We start from the raw sequence: 17,464 nt of genomic DNA on the forward strand, positions 1-17,464 counted from the left end.
AGCAATGCCCACGCTACGGGTCTTGCTTCACCTCACGAAACGCCATGACGACGACCATCAAAGCAGCCGACCTGATTGAATCGATCTCCGCCGCGCTGCAGTACATCAGCTATTACCACCCCGCCGACTACATTGCCCACCTGGCGCGCGCCTACGAGCGCGAGCAGAGCCCGGCGGCCAAGGACGCGATCGCGCAGATCCTGACCAACAGCAAGATGAGCGCGACCGGCCACCGTCCGATCTGCCAGGACACCGGCATCGTCAACGTGTTCCTCAAGGTGGGCATGGACGTGCGCTTTGAAGGATTCACCGGCAGCCTGGACGACGCCATCAACGAAGGCGTGCGGCGCGGCTACAACCACCCCGACAACACGCTGCGCGCCAGCGTGGTGGCCGACCCGCAGTTCGACCGCAAGAACACCAGGGACAACACGCCCGCGGTGATCGTCACCGAACTGGTGCCGGGCGACAAGCTGGACATCACCGTGGCGGCCAAGGGCGGCGGCTCCGAGAACAAGAGCAAGATGTACATGCTCAACCCCAGCGACAACGTGGTGGACTGGGTGCTCAAGACCGTGCCCACCATGGGCGCGGGCTGGTGCCCGCCGGGCATGCTGGGCATCGGCATTGGCGGCACGGCCGAGAAGGCCGTGCTCATGGCCAAGGAAAGCCTGATGGACGACCTGGACATGTACGAGCTGCAGGCCAAGGCCGAGGCGGCGAAGACCGGCGGCCCTGCCCTGGACAAGGTCGAGGCGCTGCGCCTGGAACTGTTCGAGAAGGTCAACGCGCTGGGCATCGGCGCGCAGGGCCTGGGCGGCCTGACCACGGTGCTGGACGTCAAGATCAAGATGTACCCCACGCACGCGGCCAGCAAGCCGATTGCCATGATCCCCAACTGCGCCGCCACGCGCCACGCGCATTTCGTGATGGACGGCTCGGGCCCGGTCTACCTCGACCCGCCCAGCCTGGACCTGTGGCCCAACGTCAACTGGGCACCCGACTACAACAAGAGCAAGAAGGTCAACCTCGACACCCTCACCAAGGCCGAGGTGGCCAGCTGGAAGCCCGGCGACACCCTGCTGCTCAACGGCAAGATGCTGACCGGCCGCGACGCCGCGCACAAGCGCATCCAGGGCATGCTGGCCAAGGGCGAGAAGCTGCCGGTGAGCTTTGCCAACCGCGTCATCTACTACGTGGGTCCGGTCGATCCCGTCAAGGGCGAGGCCGTGGGCCCGGCCGGCCCGACCACCTCCACGCGCATGGACGGCTTCACCGAGATGATGCTGGCCGAGACCGGCCTGATTGCCATGATCGGCAAGGCCGAGCGCGGCCCCGTGGCCATCGAGGCCATCAAGAAGCACCAGAGCGCCTACCTGATGGCCGTGGGCGGCGCCGCCTACCTGGTGAGCAAGGCCATCAAGACCGCGAAGGTGGTGGGCTTTGAAGACCTGGGCATGGAAGCCATCTATGAATTCGACGTGGTCGACATGCCCGTGACCGTGGCTGTGGACGCCGGCGGCACCAGCGCCCACATCACCGGCCCGGCCGAATGGCAAAAGAAGATTGCCACGGGCGAGTTCAAGAACATCGCGGTCACCGCCGCCTGAACCACCGGGCGCGCGCAGCGTGTGAACCCCCAAGCCCCGATCGGGGTGTTTGACAGCGGCGTAGGCGGCCTGAGCGTGCTCAGGGCCTTGCGGGCCGCCCTGCCCGGCGAGGACTTTGTCTACCTGGCCGACAACGCCCACGCGCCCTATGGCGAGCGCGGCGACGCCTTCGTGGCCGCGCGCTCGCGGCACATCGCCCACCAGTTGCGCGTGCAGCACGGCATCAAGGCGCTGGTGGTGGCCTGCAACACCGCCACGGCCGCCGCCATCGAGCTGCTGCGCGCCGAACACCCGGGGCTGCCCATGGTGGGCGTGGAGCCCGCGCTCAAGCCCGCCGCGGCCCTGACCCGCACCGGGCGCGTGGGCGTGCTGGCCACGCGCGGCACGCTGGGCAGTGCGCGCTTTCGCGCGCTGCAGGCCTCGCTGGCCGCTCGCGCCGAGTTTGTGCTGCAGCCCTGCGATGGCCTGGCCGAAGCCATCGAGCAGGCGGACGCTATCAAAACAAGAGCGCTATGTGCCCGCTACACAAGGACTGCAGGCCTTTTTGGCACTGAAACAGGCTGCATCGACACGCTGGTGCTGGGTTGCACCCACTACCCGTTCGCGCAAGACGAGCTGCGCGCACTGCTGGGGCCCGAAGTGCGCCTGATCGAGACCGGCGAGCCCGTGGCGCGGCACACGCACCATGTGCTGGCCACCGCTGGCCTGCTCAAGCCCGCCGGCCGCCACCGCGGGCAGGTGACCCTGCTGGCCAGCGGCGACAGCGCGCCCCTGGCGGCGGCGGCGCAGCGCTGGCTGGGGATTTAGGCCCGCTCGTCGGCCGCCAGCGCGGCCTCGCGCCCGCGCTGCACATTGACCCGGGTGAGCAGCACCAGCCCCACGATGAACAGCAGCGTCGTGGACAGGATGGCGGTGCGCTGGTTGCCGCCGGTCATCCAGGTGATGGCGCCATAGCTCAGGGGGCCGATGATGCTGGCCAGGCGCACCGCAAAGGTCCACAGCCCGAAGAACTCGGCCAGCTGCCGATGCGGCGCGAACATGCCGGCCATGGCACGCCCGGCCGACTGGCTGGAGCCCATGCACAGGCCGGCAATGCTGGCCGCGTACCAGAAGCCGCCCTTGGTGGTGGTGAGGGCCGCGATCACGCAGGTGGCGATCCAGCCCACCAGCGTGAGGCCCAGCGCCAGCTTGTGGCCAATGCGGTCCTGCAGGTAGCCCCACACGAATGCACCGCCCGCGGCGGCCAGGTTCAGCACAAAGATCAGCACCATGGTTTCCTGCTGCTGGAAGCCGATCACCTGCTCGGCATAAATGGCCGCCAGCGCGATGGCCACCGCCACGCCGCCCTGGTAGGCCACCGAACAGGCCAGCAGCCACATGAAGTCGGTGTAGCGCCGCGCCTCGTGGAAGGTCTGCGCCAGCCGGGCCAGCGAGGCCCGCAGGCCGCCCTGGCGCAGGGCGGCAGGGTTGGGCACGGCGCGCTCGCCCAGCAGCCTGAAGGTGACCAGCGCCGCGGCCCCGTAAATCACGGCCGTGATCAGCAGGGTCACCGGCACGAAGCTGTCGGCCTTGATGCCCTGCCCCTGCGCCCAGATCACATAGCCCAGGCACAGGCCCAGCGCCAGCATGCCGCCAAAGTAGCCAAAGCTCCAGCCCCAGCCGCTGACCTTGCCCATGCCCTGGGGCCTGGCAAGCTCGGGCAGGAAGGCCGCCGTCAACGACTCGCCATAACCGTAGAAGGTGTTGGACACGATGACCAGCACCATGGCCAGCGCCACGCTGCCCGGCCCGGCCCAGGCCAGGGCCGCCGTGGACAGCACGCAGCCCGCGGTGACCAGCACCAGCAGGCGCTTCTTGGCGGCCCGCAAGTCGGCATAGGCGCCGATGCTGGGCATGGTGAGCATGATGATGGCTGACGAGATGCTGAGCGCGGCCGTCCAGGCAAAGGTGGCCCAGTCGGCCCCCCGCGCGATGCCGCCCACGAAGTAGGCCGCAAAGACCGCCGTGATGACCACGGTGGTGTAGCCCGAGTTGGCAAAGTCGTACATGGCCCAGCCAAACACCTCGCGCCTTCGCACGCCGGGGTTGAGGGCATCCTGTGAAAAAAGGGCCATGCGCTGTGCCTCGTCGTGGGCCTATCCGTGGGCCGGGTCGTGGGGCGAAGTGCCGAAGGCGCTTCGAGGGGAAACCATCAGTGCAGGTGGCGCGGCCGGCGGCCACCGCCGCCATGGCCCGAGCCGCCCATGCCACCCGAGCCGCGCGGCGGGCGGCCCAGTTCCAGCGAGTTCACCAGCGCGTCAAAGCGCTGGCCAAACAGCTTGTCGATCTCTGCCACCACGCCGGACAGCTCGGAGCCGTCGAAATGGCGCTCCATCATGTTGACCACGTCCTGCACCAGCAGGTCGCGCTGCACCTGCATGATGGCCGCGGGCGTGGGGCCCACAAAGACCATCACGAAATCGTCGCGCGATTCGGCGTCGGGGGCTTCTTCCTCCTCGTCGAACTCGACGTCGTAGAACGTGACCTCGAGGGCCGCGCCCTCCTCGGCCAGTTCATTGAGGCTCATGCACATCTCGTCGATGGCCTGGCGGAAGTCTTCATCGCCGGGCACCGTCCAGCACAGTTGCAGCAGGTGCTCCGGTGCATCGAACTTGATGCCGGGCTCCTCCTCGTAGGCGCTCTGGGCGCCATCGGTGAGCGACTTGGCACCGGCATATTTCCACAGCGGCTTGAGCGCATCCTGCAACGCGGGAAAGGCCACGTCGGCGCGCAACCGCACCTCGCCGTGGACATGGATTTCAAAGGGGGCGTTGTAGCGTGGCATGGCGAGCTTTCATCTGGTGCCCGGAACCGGGCTTGAACCGGTACGCCGCCTTTCAGCAAGCGGCGGATTTTAAGTCCGCTGTGTCTACCAATTTCACCATCCGGGCGGGGAGCGTGTTTTTTGTTTCCAGCCTATTGTCAAACAAAAAAGAGCAAACAAAACAGCCCCGGCAACTCGGTTGGCGGGGCTGTGAATCTGGAGGCGCGAACCAGAGTCGAACTGGTCTAACCGGATTTGCAATCCGGGGCATAACCGCTTTGCTATCGCGCCAGAATGATTTTTTGTGAATCCCAGGGAGGGGCCCCGCAAGGCCACCACCCGACAAAAAAGGGAAGCCTGAGCTTCCCTTTTTCAAAATATGGAGCGGGAAAAGAGTCTCGAACTCTCGACCTCAACCTTGGCAAGGTTGCGCTCTACCAACTGAGCTATTCCCGCATTTCGAGCCTCGAATTATAGCGTAGTTTTTTGGACTTGCGCAAGCGTTCTCAATGTTTGATCGACGCCGGGGCTTGCGCCGCCTGCGCCAGCGGCGCGGCCGCCACCGGTTCCTCGTCGGGCAAGGGGGTGGGCATGCGCTCGAGCGCCACTTCCAGCACCTTGTCGATCCACTTGACCGGCACGATCTCCAGGCCGTTCTTCACGTTCTCGGGGATCTCCTGCAGGTCCTTGGCGTTCTCTTCAGGAATCAGCACCGTCTTGATGCCGCCACGCAGCGCGGCCAGCAGCTTTTCCTTGAGGCCGCCAATGGCCGTGACCTCGCCACGCAGCGTGATCTCGCCCGTCATGGCCACGTCGCCGCGCACCGGAATGCCCGTGAGCGCCGACACCATGGCCGTGGTCATGGCCGCGCCCGCGCTCGGGCCGTCCTTGGGCGTGGCGCCGTCGGGCACGTGGATGTGCATGTCCTTCTTCTCGAACACGTCCTCGGCAATGCCCAGGCGCCGCGCGCGGCTGCGCACCACGGTGCGCGCGGCCGCCACGGATTCCTTCATCACGTCACCCAGCGAACCGGTGGTGGTGATCACGCCCTTGCCGTTCATGAGCGCGGCCTCGATGGTCAGCAGGTCGCCGCCCACCTCGGTCCAGGCCAGGCCCACGACCTGGCCCACCTGGTTCTGCTGCTCGGCACGGCCATAGGTGTACTTGCGCACGCCCAGGAAATCGTTGAGGTTGTCGGGAGTGACCACGACGCGCGACTCGTATTTCTTGAGCAGCAGGCCCTTGACCACCTTGCGGCAGATCTTGCCCAGGTCGCGCTCGAGCGAGCGCACGCCCGCCTCGCGCGTGTAGTAGCGCACGATGTCGCGGATCGCTTCCTCGGTGATCAGCAGTTCCTCGTCCTTCACGCCGTTGTTCTTCAGCTGCTTGGGCGCAAGGTATTTGAGGGCGATGTTGGTTTTCTCGTCCTCGGTGTAGCCCGACAGGCGGATCACTTCCATGCGGTCCAGCAGGGCCGAGGGAATGTTCATCGAGTTGGACGTGGCCACGAACATCACATCACTCAGGTCGAAGTCGACCTCGACGTAGTGGTCGCCAAAGGTGTGGTTCTGCTCGGGGTCCAGCACCTCGAGCAGCGCACTCGACGGGTCGCCCCGGAAGTCGGTGCCCAGCTTGTCGATCTCGTCGAGCAGGAACAGCGGATTGCGCGTGCCCACCTTGTTCAGGCTTTGCAGCACCTTGCCCGGCATCGCGCCGATGTAGGTGCGGCGGTGGCCGCGGATCTCGGCTTCGTCACGCATGCCGCCCAGCGCCATGCGCACGTACTTGCGGCCCGTCGCCTTGGCCACCGACTGGCCCAGCGAGGTCTTGCCCACGCCCGGCGGCCCGACCAGGCACAGGATGGGTGCCTTGACCTTGTCGACGCGCTGCTGCACCGCAAGATATTCAAGAATGCGGTCCTTGACCTTCTCCAGGCCGTAGTGGTCCTCGTTGAGCACCTGCTCGGCATGGGCCAGGTCGTGCTTGATCTTGGTCCGCTTGCTCCAGGGCAGACCCGTGAGCACGTCGATGTAGTTGCGCACCACGGTGGCCTCGGCCGACATGGGCGACATCAGCTTGAGCTTCTTGAGCTCGCCTTCGGCCTTCTTCAGCGCCTCCTTGGGCATCTTGGCGGCCTTGATCTTTTTCTCGATCTCTTCGATGTCCGCGCCCTCTTCGCCCTCGCCCAGTTCCTTCTGGATGGCCTTGACCTGCTCGTTGAGGTAGAAGTCGCGCTGGTTCTTTTCCATCTGGCGCTTCACGCGGCCACGGATTTTCTTGTCGACATTGAGGATGTCGACTTCGCGCTCGATCTGCTCGAACAGGTTCTCGAGCCGCGGCTTCACATCGGCCAGGTCGAGCACGACCTGCTTGTTGTCCAGCTTGAGTGGCAGGTGCGCGGCAATGGTGTCGGCCAGGCGGCCGGGATCGTCGATGCTGGAGATCGAGGTGAGGATCTCGGGCGGGATCTTCTTGTTGAGCTTGACGTACTGGTCGAACTGCTGCATCACCGCGCGGCGCAGGGCCTCGACCTCGCTGGTCTTCTGCTCGGCACCCGCGGGCGCCACCGGCGTCACGTTGGCCGAGAAATGCTCCTCGCCGTCGTCGATGCGGTTGACCAGCGCGCGCTGCTGCCCCTCGACCAGCACCTTGACGGTGCCGTCGGGCAGCTTGAGCATCTGCAAAATGGTGGAGACGCAGCCCACGTCGAACATGTCGGCCACCGACGGTTCGTCCTTGGCCGCGGCCTTCTGGGCCACCAGCATGATGCGGCGCTCGGCTTCCATGGCAGCCTCAAGGGCCTTGATGCTCTTGGGGCGGCCCACGAACAGCGGAATGACCATGTGGGGAAAGACCACCACGTCGCGCAGGGGCAGCAGCGGCAGGTCAATCGGGTCGGCAGGCAGGGGAATGTGTCCGGACATGGGGATCCTTTTTGTTACCTGTTGAATATCGGCCGCAAATGGGGATTTTCAACCCTTGGGCGCCGCATGGGGGCCAACAGGGTTGATGGTGTGCAAAAAATCACTGCGCAGGGGGCGTCGCGCAACCGGTTCAGGCCTTCTTGGCGGCTTCGCGGTAGACCAGCAGCGGGGGCTTGTTTTCGTCGATGGTCGACTCGTCCACCACCACCTTGTCCACGTTGGAGGTGTTGGGCAGGTCGAACATGGTGTCGATCAGCGACTTCTCGAGGATGGAGCGCAGGCCGCGCGCGCCGGTCTTGCGCGCCAGTGCCTTGCGCGCAATGGCCTTGAGCGCGCTGGGGCGAATCTCGAGGTCCACGCCTTCCATGGCCAGCAGCTTGCCGTATTGCTTGATCAGCGCGTTCTTGGGCTCGGTGAGGATCTGCACGAGCGCGTCTTCACTGAGCTCGGCCAGCGTGGCCACCACGGGCATGCGGCCCACCAGCTCGGGAATCAGGCCGAACTTGATCAGGTCTTCGGGCTCGACCTCGCGGAACACCTCGGTCAGGCTGCGCTGCTGCTTGCTCTTGACCATGGCGCCAAAGCCGATGCCCGAGGCCTCGGTGCGGTTCTCGATGACCTTTTCCAGGCCCGCGAACGCGCCGCCGCAGATGAACAGGATGTTGGTGGTATCGATCTGCAGGAAATCCTGATTCGGGTGCTTGCGCCCGCCTTGCGGCGGCACGCTGGCCATGGTGCCTTCAATGACCTTGAGCAGGGCCTGCTGCACGCCCTCGCCCGACACGTCGCGGGTGATCGAGGGGTTGTCGGACTTGCGCGAGATCTTGTCGATCTCGTCGATGTAGACAATGCCGCGCTGGGCGCGCTCGACCTCGTAGTTGCAGCTTTGCAGCAGCTTCTGGATGATGTTCTCGACGTCTTCACCGACATAGCCGGCTTCGGTCAGTGTGGTGGCGTCGGCCATGACGAAGGGCACATCGAGCATGCGCGCCAGGGTCTGGGCCAGCAGGGTCTTGCCGGAGCCGGTGGGGCCGATCAGCAGGATGTTGCTCTTGGTGAGCTCCACCTCGTCCTTCTTGGCCTTTTCCTTGTGGCGCAGCCGCTTGTAGTGGTTGTACACCGCCACCGACAGTGCGCGCTTGGCGACCTCCTGGCCGATCACGTAGTTGTCGAGGTTGGCCTTGATCTCGGCCGGCGTGGGCAGGTCGCCCCGGGCCTCGCGGGCCTCGTCACCCGCGGGCAGTTCGTCGCGGATGATTTCGTTGCACAGGTCAATGCACTCGTCGCAGATGAACACCGAGGGGCCAGCGATCAGCTTCTTCACCTCGTGCTGGCTCTTGCCGCAGAAGGAGCAGTAAAGAGTCTTTTCGCTGGATGAGCCTTTTTTCTCGGCCATGTGTTCGGTGCCTTGTAACGACGGTTTCTGAATGATAACCAAATAAAAACGGCGTTTTCTGTAACAGAAAACGCCGTTGCTGTGATGCAACTTGAGGCGAAAACGGCTCAGGGCCGCTTGGCAATCACCTGGTCGACCAGCCCGTAGTCCTTGGCTTCATCGGCCGTGAGGAAGTAATCGCGCTCGGTGTCGGCCTTGACCTTTTCCAGCGGTTGGCCGGTGCGCTCGGCCAGGATCTTGTTCATCTGGTCCTTGGTGCGCAGGATGTCGCGCGCATGGATTTCGATGTCGGTGGCCTGGCCACGGGCGCCGCCCAGCACCTGGTGAATCATGATCTTGGAGTTGGGCAGCGAAAACCGCTTGCCCTTGGTGCCGGCGGCCAGCAGGAAGGCGCCCATGCTGGCGGCAAAGCCGCAGCACAGCGTCGACACATCGGGCTTGATGAAGTTCATGGTGTCGAAGATCGCCATGCCGGCGCTGACGCTGCCGCCCGGGGAGTTGATGTAGAACGAGATGTCCTTGTCAGGGTTCTCGCTCTCCAGGAACAGCAGCTGGGCCACCACGAGGTTGGCGGTCTGGTCATTGACCTCGCCCACCAGGAAGATCACGCGCTCCTTGAGCAGGCGCGAATAAATGTCGTACGACCGCTCGCCGCGGCCGGACTGTTCAATCACCATCGGGATCATGCCGAGGGCCTGGGTGTCGAGTGCGCTCATGTGTGTTTTGCTCCGTTCAGCGTTGACTGTATCCAAAAAGCAGATGGGGCTTGTGCGCCGGACTGCAAGCCCGCACAAGCCCCTTCTGGCGTGACGGGAAAAGGATCAGCCCTGCTGGCCCATGAGATCGTCGAACGCGATGGATTTTTCGGTGATCCTGGCCTTGGACAGCACGAATTCGGTCACATTGTTCTCGATCACGATGGCTTCAACCTCGGCCAGGCGGCGGTTGTCGCTGTAGTACCAGCGCGTCACGTCGGCCGGCTTCTCGTAGCTGGCGGCCAGTTCCTCGACATGGGCCTTGATCTGCTCGGGCTTGGCCTGCAGCTCGTGGGTGCGGACCAGTTCAGCCACCACCAGGCCCAGGCGCACGCGGCGCTCGGCCTGCGGGCGGAACACGTCATCGGGGATCGGTGCCTTGTCGGCGTCCTTGATGCCGCGCTGCTTGAGCTCGCCGCGGGCGCTTTCGATCATGCGGTCCACCTCGGCCTGCACGCTGGACTTGGGCAGATCAAGTTCGGCCTTGCTCACCAGCGCGTCCATCACGGCGGTCTTGTTGCGCGCCAGCAGGCGGAACTTGACTTCGCGCTCCAGGTTCTTCTTGATGTCGGCGCGCAGGCCTTCGACCGTGGCGTCGGCAATGCCCAGCGACTTGGCCAGGGCCTCGTTCACCTCGGGCATGTGGGCGGCTTCGAGCTTTTTCAGCGTGACCATGAAATCGGCCTGCTTGCCGGCCACGTCCTTGCCGTGGTAGTCGGCGGGGAAGGCCAGCGGGAAGGTCTTGCTCTCGCCGGACTTCATGCCGCGCACGGCGTCTTCGAATTCCTTGAGCATCTGGCCCTCGCCCACCAGGAACTGGAAGGCCTCGGCCTTGCCGCCCTCGAACGGCTCGCCGTCGATCTTGCCTTCGAAGTCCACGGTCACGCGGTCGCCGTCCTGGGCGGCGGCGTCGTGGGCACGCTGGGCAAAGGTGCGGCGCTGCTTGCGCAGGATGTCGATGGTGCGGTCGATGGCGGCGTCGGTGACCTCGGTGTTGAGCTTTTCGACCTCGGCCGTGGCCAGATCGGCGATCTTGACTTCGGGGAAGACTTCAAAGACGGCGTCAAACGCCACCTCGCCCTCGGGCGCGCCTTCCTTTTCGGTGATGCGGGGCTGGCCGGCCACGCGCAGCTTGGCTTCGTTGGCGGCCGTGGCAAAGGCCTCGCCCACCTTGTCGTTCATGACTTCATAGTGCACGGAATAGCCATAGCGCTGGGCCACGACGGTCATGGGCACCTTGCCGGGACGGAAGCCGTCCATCTTGACGGTGCGCGCCAGGCGCTTCAGGCGCGAATCGACTTCCGACTGGATCACGGTGACGGGGAGCGTCAGGGTGATCTTGCGTTCCAGCTTCTCGAGGGTTTCTACGTTCACGGCCATGATCTTTCTCTCTTCAGTCTCAAAATGTGGCGGACGGGCGGGCTGCCAAGCAGCCGCAAACACGGTTCCGCCCTGTCTCTGGTGGTGCGCGGGGGGGGACTCGAACCCCCACACCATTGCTGGCGTCAGGACCTAAACCTGGTGCGTCTACCAATTTCGCCACCCGCGCAGTATGAAAACGCAGCGGGCGAACCGGTTGCCCCAAAGCCCCCGGACTCGCCCGCATGAATTCGGTCAACCCGCGATTTTAACCGCGAACTGGCTCCCTTTTGACGCGGAACCATGCCGCGTACATGGCCGGCAGGGCCAGCAGGGTCAGCACGGTGGCCACGATCAGGCCGCCCATGATGGCCACGGCCATCGGGCCCCAGAACACGCTGCGGCTGAGCGGAATCATGGCCAGCACGGCGGCCGCGGCCGTCAGCACGATGGGGCGCAGGCGCCGCACCGCGGATTCGACGATGGCGTCCCAGGTGGGCACGCCGCGGGCCCGGTCCTGCTCGATCTGGTCGATCAGGATCACCGAGTTGCGCTGGATCATGCCCATCAGCGCAATCACGCCCAGCAGGGCCACGAAGCCGAAGGGCCGGCCCAGCAGCAGCAGCGCCCCGGCCACCCCGGCAATGCCCAACGGCCCGGTCAGGAACACCAGCATGGCCCGGCTGAAGCTGTGCAACTGCAGCATCAGCAGCGTGAAGGTGATGAACAGCATGATGGGCACGCCGGCCACGATCGACGCCGAGCCCTTGGAGCTCTCCTCCACCGCGCCCGCCACCTCGATCCGGTAGCCCGGCGGCCATTTGGCTTCCAGGGCCTTGAGCTGGGGCAGCAGTTCGTTGGTCACCGTCGCGCCCTGCAGGCCCTCGGTGATGTCGCTTTGCACGGTGATGGCGTAGTCGCGGTTCTCGCGCCACATCACGCCGGGTTCCCAGGTGAACACCGGCTTGGCGATCTGGGTCAGCGGGATCGAGCGGCCCGAGGCCGTGGGCAGGTAGGCGTTGCCGATATCGGTGATGGCGTTGCGCTCGTCCAGCGGCTGGCGCAGCACGATGTCGATCAGCTTGTCGCCCTCGCGGTACTGGCCCACGGTGGTGCCCGACAGGATGGTCTTGGAGGCCTGCGCGATCGACTGGCTGGTCACGCCCAGGGCGCGGGCCTTGGACTGGTCCACCTCCAGCCGCAGCACCTTGACCGACTCGTTCCAGTTGTCGTTGGTGCCGCGCGTGTTGGGGCTGGCGCGCATCGCGGCCTTGACCTCGTCGGCCCGGGTGCGCAGCACCACCGGGTCGGTGCCCACCACCCGGAACTGCACGGGGTAAGGCACGGGCGGCCCGTTGGGCAGCAGCTTGACGCGCCCGCGCACCTCGGGAAACTCCTGGGCCAGCAGGGCCGGCAGCTTGATGCGCAGCGACTCCCGCACTTTCAGGTCGGTGGGAATGATGATGAACTGCGACACATTGGTCTGCGGGAACACCTGGTCCAGCGGCAGGTAAAAGCGCGGCACGCCCGAGCCCACCCAGGTGCTCACCGAGGTGACGCCCGCTTCCTGGCGCAGGCGCTGCTCGACGCGCCTGGTGGTGGACTCGTTGGCGGCGAACGAGGTGCCCTCGGGGAACCAGATGTCCACCAGGATCTCGGGCCGGCTTGAATCGGGGAAGAACTGCTGCTGGACCTTGCCCATGCCCACGATGCCCAGCGCGAACACCAGCAGCGTGGCGCCAATGGTCATCCAGCGGTGCTCCACGCACCAGTTCACGGTCTTGCGAAAGCGGCTGTAGAAGGGGCTGTCGAACAGTTCATGCGGGCCGTCGCCGGGGGCCGAGGGCGCGGCCGCGTGATGCGGCTTGGCCTTGAGCAGCAGCGTGCCCAGGTAGGGCACGAAATACACCGAGACAAACCAGCTCAGCACCAGCGCGATCACCGTGACCGCGAAGATCGCGAAGGTGTATTCGCCCGTGACCGAGCGCGCAATGCCAATGGGCAGGAAGCCGGCCGCCGTGATCAGCGTGCCCGTCAGCATGGGCATGGCGGTGATCTCGTAGGCGAAGGTGGCGGCACGGACCTTGTCGTAGCCCTCTTCCATCTTGCGCACCATCATCTCGACCGCGATGATCGCGTCGTCCACCAGCAGGCCCAGCGCGATGATCAGCGAGCCCAGCGAGATCTTGTGCAGCCCGATGCCCCAATAGTCCATGGCCAGGAAGGTCACGGCCAGCACCAGCGGGATGGTGATGCCCACCACCAGGCCCGGCCGCATGTCGATGTAATAGCGCTTCCACAGCGGGTGCTCGCCCGGGCGGCGGTGGAAGCCCAGCGCGATGAAGCTCACGGCCAGCACGATCACCACGGCCTCGATCAGCACGCGCACGAACTCGCCCACCGAGGTGGCCACGGCCTTGGGCTGGTCCTGGAGCTGGGCCAGCGTGATGCCGGCCGGCAGGTTCTTCTCGATCTTGGCGAACGCGGTCTTGAGCGACTTGCCCAGGCGGATGATGTCGCCGCCCTTGGCCATGGACACGCCCAGCGCAATCACTTCCTTGCCCTGGTGGCGCACCTTGACCGTGGGCGGGTCCACATAGCCGCGCTTGATCTCGGCAATGTCGCCCAGCCGCAGCTGGTTGCCCGAGCTGCCGCGGATCGGCATGGCGCGCAGGTCCTCCACCGCATTGAACTGGCCGCCCACGCGCACCTGCACCACGTCCAGCGGGGTCTGCACCGCGCCCGCGGGCTCCACGGCGTTCTGCTGGCCCAGCTGCGCCAGCACCTGGTTCAGGTCCAGCCCGAGCTGGGCCAGGCGCTTCTGCGAAATCTCGACGAACAGCTTCTCGTCCTGCGCGCCAAACAGCTCCACCTTGGCCACGTCGGGCACGCGCAGCAGCTGCTGGCGCACGTCGTCGGCAAAGGTCTTGAGCTCGGCGTAGTTGAAGCCGTCGGCCTCCAGCGAATAGATCACGCCGTACACGTCGCCGAACTCGTCGTTGAAGAACGGGCCCTGGATGCCGCCGGGCAGCGTGTAGCGCATGTCGCCGATCTTCTTGCGCACCTGGTACCAGACGTTGGGCACCTCGGCGGCGCGCGACGAGTCCTTGATCTGGAAGATGATCTGCGACTCGCCCGGCTTCGAGTAGCTGCGGATCTTGTCGGCGTAGGGCACTTCCTGCAGCGTGCGCTCGAGCTTGTCGGTCACCTGCTCGGCCACCTGCTGGGCCGTGGCGCCGGGCCAGTAGGTGCGCACCACCATGGCACGGAAGGTGAACGGCGGGTCCTCGTCCTGGCCGAGCTGGAAGTACGCCGCAAAGCCCAGCAGCATCAGCACGATCATCAGGTAGCGCGTGAGCGCCGGATGGTCGAGCGCCCATTTGGAGAGGTTGAAACCCTCTTTCGGTTGCGTCTGCGTCATGACGGGCTCACTTCGCGACGGTGGGGGTGGTCTCGGCCTGGGCCGTGTTTGCTATTGTTTTGCTAGCAGGTTGTGGCCGCCCCTCCTGGACTCCAGCCACTTTTTCCTGGTAAATGGTGACTTTCTGGCCCGGCTGCAGCACATGCACCCCGGCCGACACCACCTGCATGCCCGGCTGCAGGCCGCCCGCGATCACGGCCTGGTTGCCATCGGCCGTGGCGATCTGCACCGGCTGCGAGCGGACCGTCATGGTGGCCTTGTCCAGCACCCAGACCGCGGTGGCCTGGCCTTCCTGGCGCAAGGCACTGGTGGGCAGCTTGATGACCTGGGTGCCCGCATGGCTCAGGGCCCGGGGCGTCACGTACACCGTGGCGCCCAGGGGCGGCGTGTCGGTGCCCTCCAGCGCCACCTTGACCGGGTAGGTGCGCGTCACCGGGTCGGCGCTGGCCGCCACCTCGCGCACCTTGCCCGTCAGTTGCGTAGCCGCGGCCCAGACCCGGATGCCCACCTCGGAGCCGGGCTTGATGGCCACCACCTTGTCCTCGGGCACCGAGAACACCACGTCGCGCGGGCCGTCCTGCGCGATGCGCACCACCGGCGTGCCGGCGCTGACCACCTGGCCGGGCTCGGCCTCCACGGCCGTGATCACGCCCGACACATCGGCCACCAGCGTGGCATAGCCGGCCTGGTTGCCTTGCGAGGCCAGCTGGGCCTGGGCTTGTTCCAGCTGCGCCTGGGCGGCCTTGAGCGTGGTCTCGCGGCGCTCGAGTTCGGCGCCGCTGATGAAGTTCTGGTCCTTGAGCGCGGCAAAGCGCTTGAAGTCGGCCGCGGCCAGGTCGCGGTTGGTCTGCGCCGCCGCCACCTGGGCCCGGGCCGCGTCGGCGGCCAGCTTGTAGTCCTGCGCGTCCAGCTGGGCCAGCACCTGGCCGGCCTTGACGCGCTGGCCCAGCTCGGCCTGGCGGCGCACCATCTTGCCCGCCACCCGGAAGCCCAGGCGCGACTCCACGCGGGCCCGCACCTCGCCGGCGAATTCATACGAGGACTGGAAATCGTCCACCCCCACGGTCAGCAGCCGCACGGCCCGCACCGGCTCCTCGGGGGGCGCGGGCTTGGAGCACGCGACCAGGGCCAGGGCAGCGCCCACAATGACAATGCCCGCACGCAGCGGCGACTGAATCTGAGGATTTGGCATGACAGACCTGATGGGAAAGTACGCGGAAAAGTCGTTTAATGACTGACTGGTTAGTAATCTAGGGTAAATACGAATCTCTGTCAAGCGACAATCCGGGACCCCATGTCCATGGCCGAGCCCGTCCCCTTCCCTGCTGACAAACTGGCGTTGCTGCGAGGTGTCTCGCGCTCGTTCTACCTGTCGATCCGGCTGCTGCCCGCGCCGCTGCGCGAGCCCGTGGCCGTGGCCTACCTGCTGGCGCGCGCCACCGACACCCTGGCCGACACCGCCACCCTGCCCGCCAGCGAGCGGCTTGACAAGCTGACCACGCTGGCGGCGGCCATTGCCGGTTCACCCGGTTCACCCCCTTCACCCGACGGCATCCGCGCGCTCATGGCCTCGTTTGCGCCGCTGCAGAACGATGCGCAGGAGCGCCAGTTGATCCTCGCGCTGCCCGAATGCCTGGACTGGCTGGCGCGGCTGGCGCCAGACGACCGCGCCGACGTGCGCACCGTGCTGGCCCACATCACGCACGGCCAGACGCTGGACGTGGCCCGGTTTGGCGATGGCACGGCGGTGCGCGCGCTGGCCAGCGCCGCGGAGCTCGACGACTACACCTGGCGGGTGGCCGGCTGCGTGGGCGAGTTCTGGACCGCGCTGGGCTTTCGCCACCTGCCGGGCTTTGCCAGCCTGCCCGAGGCGCGGATGCGCGAACTGGGGCGCGGCTACGGCATGGGCCTGCAGCTCATCAACATCCTGCGCGACGCGGGGGCCGACCTGGCCGCCGGGCGCTGCTACTTCCCGGCCGACGCACTGGCGGCGGCGGGCCTGGCGCCCCAGGACATCACGGCACGGCCGGAGCTGTTCGAGCCGGTCTACCGCCATTGGCTGGATGCCGCGCAGCGCCGCCTGGCCGAAGGCATGGCCTACGCCGACGCCCTGGGCAGCCGGCGCGTGCGCGCGGCCAGCGCCCTGCCCGCGCTGGTGGGCGCGCGCACCCTGGCGCTGCTGCGCGCCGCCGGCCCGGCCGCCCTGACGCAGCGCGTCAAGCTGCCGCGCCATGAAATGCGCATGCTGCTGCTGCGGCTGGCGCTGGGGCTGGCGGGGCGCAGCGCGCTGGCCCGGCATTTCAGGCAGCTGGGGCGGCCGGCGGACCCGCCGCCAATGGGACAATCCCGGCCATGACACCGCAACAGTATGTTCAGGAAAAAGCCGCCGCCTCGGGCAGCAGCTTCTACTACGCCTTCCTGTTCCTGCCCAAGCCCCGGCGCGCCGCCATCACGGCCTTTTACGCGTTCTGCCGCGAGATCGACGATGTGGTCGACGAGGTGCAGGACCCGGGCGTGGCCGCCACCAAGCTCGCCTGGTGGCAGGCCGAGGTGGCCAAGGCCTATGCCGGCGAACCCAGCCACCCGGTCATGAAGGCGCTGATGCCGCTGGCCCCCACCTATGGCATCGAGGCGCGGCAACTGCAGGCCGTGATCGAGGGCTGCCAGATGGACCTGGAGCAGACGCGCTACCTGGACTTTGCCGGCCTGCAGCGCTACTGCCACCTGGTGGCCGGCATCGTGGGCGAGGTCTCGGCCCGCATCTTCGGGCAGACCGACGAGCAGACCACCGCGTATGCCCACAAGCTCGGGCTGGCGTTCCAGCTCACCAACATCATCCGCGACGTGGGCGAGGACGCGATGCGCGGGCGCATCTACCTGCCCATCAGCGAGCTGCAGCAGTTCGACGTGAAGGCGCACGAGATCCTCAACCGCTTCTACTCCGAGCGCTTCACCGCGCTGATGGCCTTCCAGGCGCGCCGGGCCCACCTGTATTACGAAGAGGCGCTGGCCCTGCTGCCCGCGGCCGACCGCCACGCCCAGAAAGCCGGCCTGATGATGGCCAGCATCTACCGCACGCTGCTGCGCGAGATCGAGAACGACGACTTCCGGGTGCTGCACCAGCGCGTGAGCCTGACGCCGCTGCGCAAGCTGTGGCTGGCCTGGCGCGTGCAGGCGCTGGGCCGGCTCTGAGGCC

Annotated in this window: 12 protein-coding genes and 4 tRNA genes; 4 read left to right on the forward strand and 12 right to left on the reverse strand. The window is 66.4% G+C overall.

All coding sequences use genetic code 11. The features are described from left to right. The first annotated feature begins 44 nt into the window (after positions 1-44). The gene (locus KF796_15260; protein ID MBX3587996.1) at positions 45-1,610 is read left to right on the forward strand and encodes a fumarate hydratase; all 1,566 of its coding nucleotides are present in this window, start codon (positions 45-47) and stop codon (positions 1,608-1,610) included. Positions 1,611-1,631: 21 nt separating this feature from the next. Next, positions 1,632-2,417 (forward strand): glutamate racemase, encoded by a 786-nt coding sequence (gene murI, locus KF796_15265; protein ID MBX3587997.1) that lies wholly within the window; start codon positions 1,632-1,634, stop codon positions 2,415-2,417. Here murI and KF796_15270 read toward each other — a convergent pair. The 12 genes from KF796_15270 to KF796_15325 form a co-directional block, all read right to left on the reverse strand. Continuing rightward, positions 2,414-3,724 (reverse strand): MFS transporter, encoded by a 1,311-nt coding sequence (locus KF796_15270; GenBank protein ID MBX3587998.1) that lies wholly within the window; start codon positions 3,722-3,724, stop codon positions 2,414-2,416. The genes murI and KF796_15270 overlap by 4 nt on opposite strands. A gap of 77 nt (positions 3,725-3,801) precedes the next feature. Then, on the reverse strand, positions 3,802-4,434 hold the full coding sequence (locus KF796_15275; GenBank protein ID MBX3587999.1) for a hypothetical protein: 633 nt from the start codon (positions 4,432-4,434) through the stop codon (positions 3,802-3,804). A gap of 14 nt (positions 4,435-4,448) precedes the next feature. Further along, positions 4,449-4,540 (reverse strand) — tRNA-Leu (locus tag KF796_15280). A 90-nt stretch (positions 4,541-4,630) separates the two neighbouring features. Next, positions 4,631-4,704: transfer RNA gene (locus KF796_15285), tRNA-Cys, on the reverse strand. 89 nt (positions 4,705-4,793) lie between these two features. Further along, positions 4,794-4,869, reverse strand: a tRNA-Gly gene (locus KF796_15290). Between the two features lie 50 nt (positions 4,870-4,919). Next, complete coding sequence (gene lon, locus KF796_15295) at positions 4,920-7,337, reverse strand: endopeptidase La (GenBank protein MBX3588000.1); 2,418 nt, start codon at positions 7,335-7,337, stop codon at positions 4,920-4,922. Positions 7,338-7,467: 130 nt separating this feature from the next. Continuing rightward, positions 7,468-8,733 carry an ATP-dependent Clp protease ATP-binding subunit ClpX gene (gene clpX / locus KF796_15300; protein MBX3588001.1) on the reverse strand — a complete coding sequence of 422 codons (1,266 nt, stop codon included), beginning with the start codon at positions 8,731-8,733 and terminating at the stop codon, positions 7,468-7,470. 107 nt (positions 8,734-8,840) lie between these two features. Continuing rightward, on the reverse strand, positions 8,841-9,449 hold the full coding sequence (clpP, locus tag KF796_15305) for an ATP-dependent Clp endopeptidase proteolytic subunit ClpP (GenBank protein MBX3588002.1): 609 nt from the start codon (positions 9,447-9,449) through the stop codon (positions 8,841-8,843). A 105-nt stretch (positions 9,450-9,554) separates the two neighbouring features. After that, positions 9,555-10,868, reverse strand: coding sequence for a trigger factor (tig, locus tag KF796_15310; protein MBX3588003.1), 1,314 nt, complete (start codon positions 10,866-10,868; stop codon positions 9,555-9,557). A gap of 82 nt (positions 10,869-10,950) precedes the next feature. Then, positions 10,951-11,037 (reverse strand) — tRNA-Leu (locus KF796_15315). Positions 11,038-11,115: 78 nt separating this feature from the next. Next, on the reverse strand, positions 11,116-14,268 hold the full coding sequence (locus tag KF796_15320; GenBank protein MBX3588004.1) for an efflux RND transporter permease subunit: 3,153 nt from the start codon (positions 14,266-14,268) through the stop codon (positions 11,116-11,118). Between the two features lie 7 nt (positions 14,269-14,275). Continuing rightward, the gene (locus tag KF796_15325) at positions 14,276-15,460 is read right to left on the reverse strand and encodes an efflux RND transporter periplasmic adaptor subunit (protein ID MBX3588005.1); all 1,185 of its coding nucleotides are present in this window, start codon (positions 15,458-15,460) and stop codon (positions 14,276-14,278) included. A 108-nt stretch (positions 15,461-15,568) separates the two neighbouring features. On the opposite strand from KF796_15325, the gene KF796_15330 reads away from it, so the two are divergent. Further along, complete coding sequence (locus KF796_15330) at positions 15,569-16,624, forward strand: squalene/phytoene synthase family protein (GenBank protein MBX3588006.1); 1,056 nt, start codon at positions 15,569-15,571, stop codon at positions 16,622-16,624. Then, positions 16,621-17,460 carry a presqualene diphosphate synthase HpnD gene (gene hpnD / locus KF796_15335; GenBank protein MBX3588007.1) on the forward strand — a complete coding sequence of 280 codons (840 nt, stop codon included), beginning with the start codon at positions 16,621-16,623 and terminating at the stop codon, positions 17,458-17,460. Before KF796_15330 ends, hpnD begins: the two co-directional genes overlap by 4 nt. Positions 17,461-17,464: the final 4 nt, after the last annotated feature.

The organism is Ramlibacter sp., assembly GCA_019635435.1.
Classification (GTDB): Bacteria; Pseudomonadota; Gammaproteobacteria; order Burkholderiales; family Burkholderiaceae_C; genus JAHBZM01.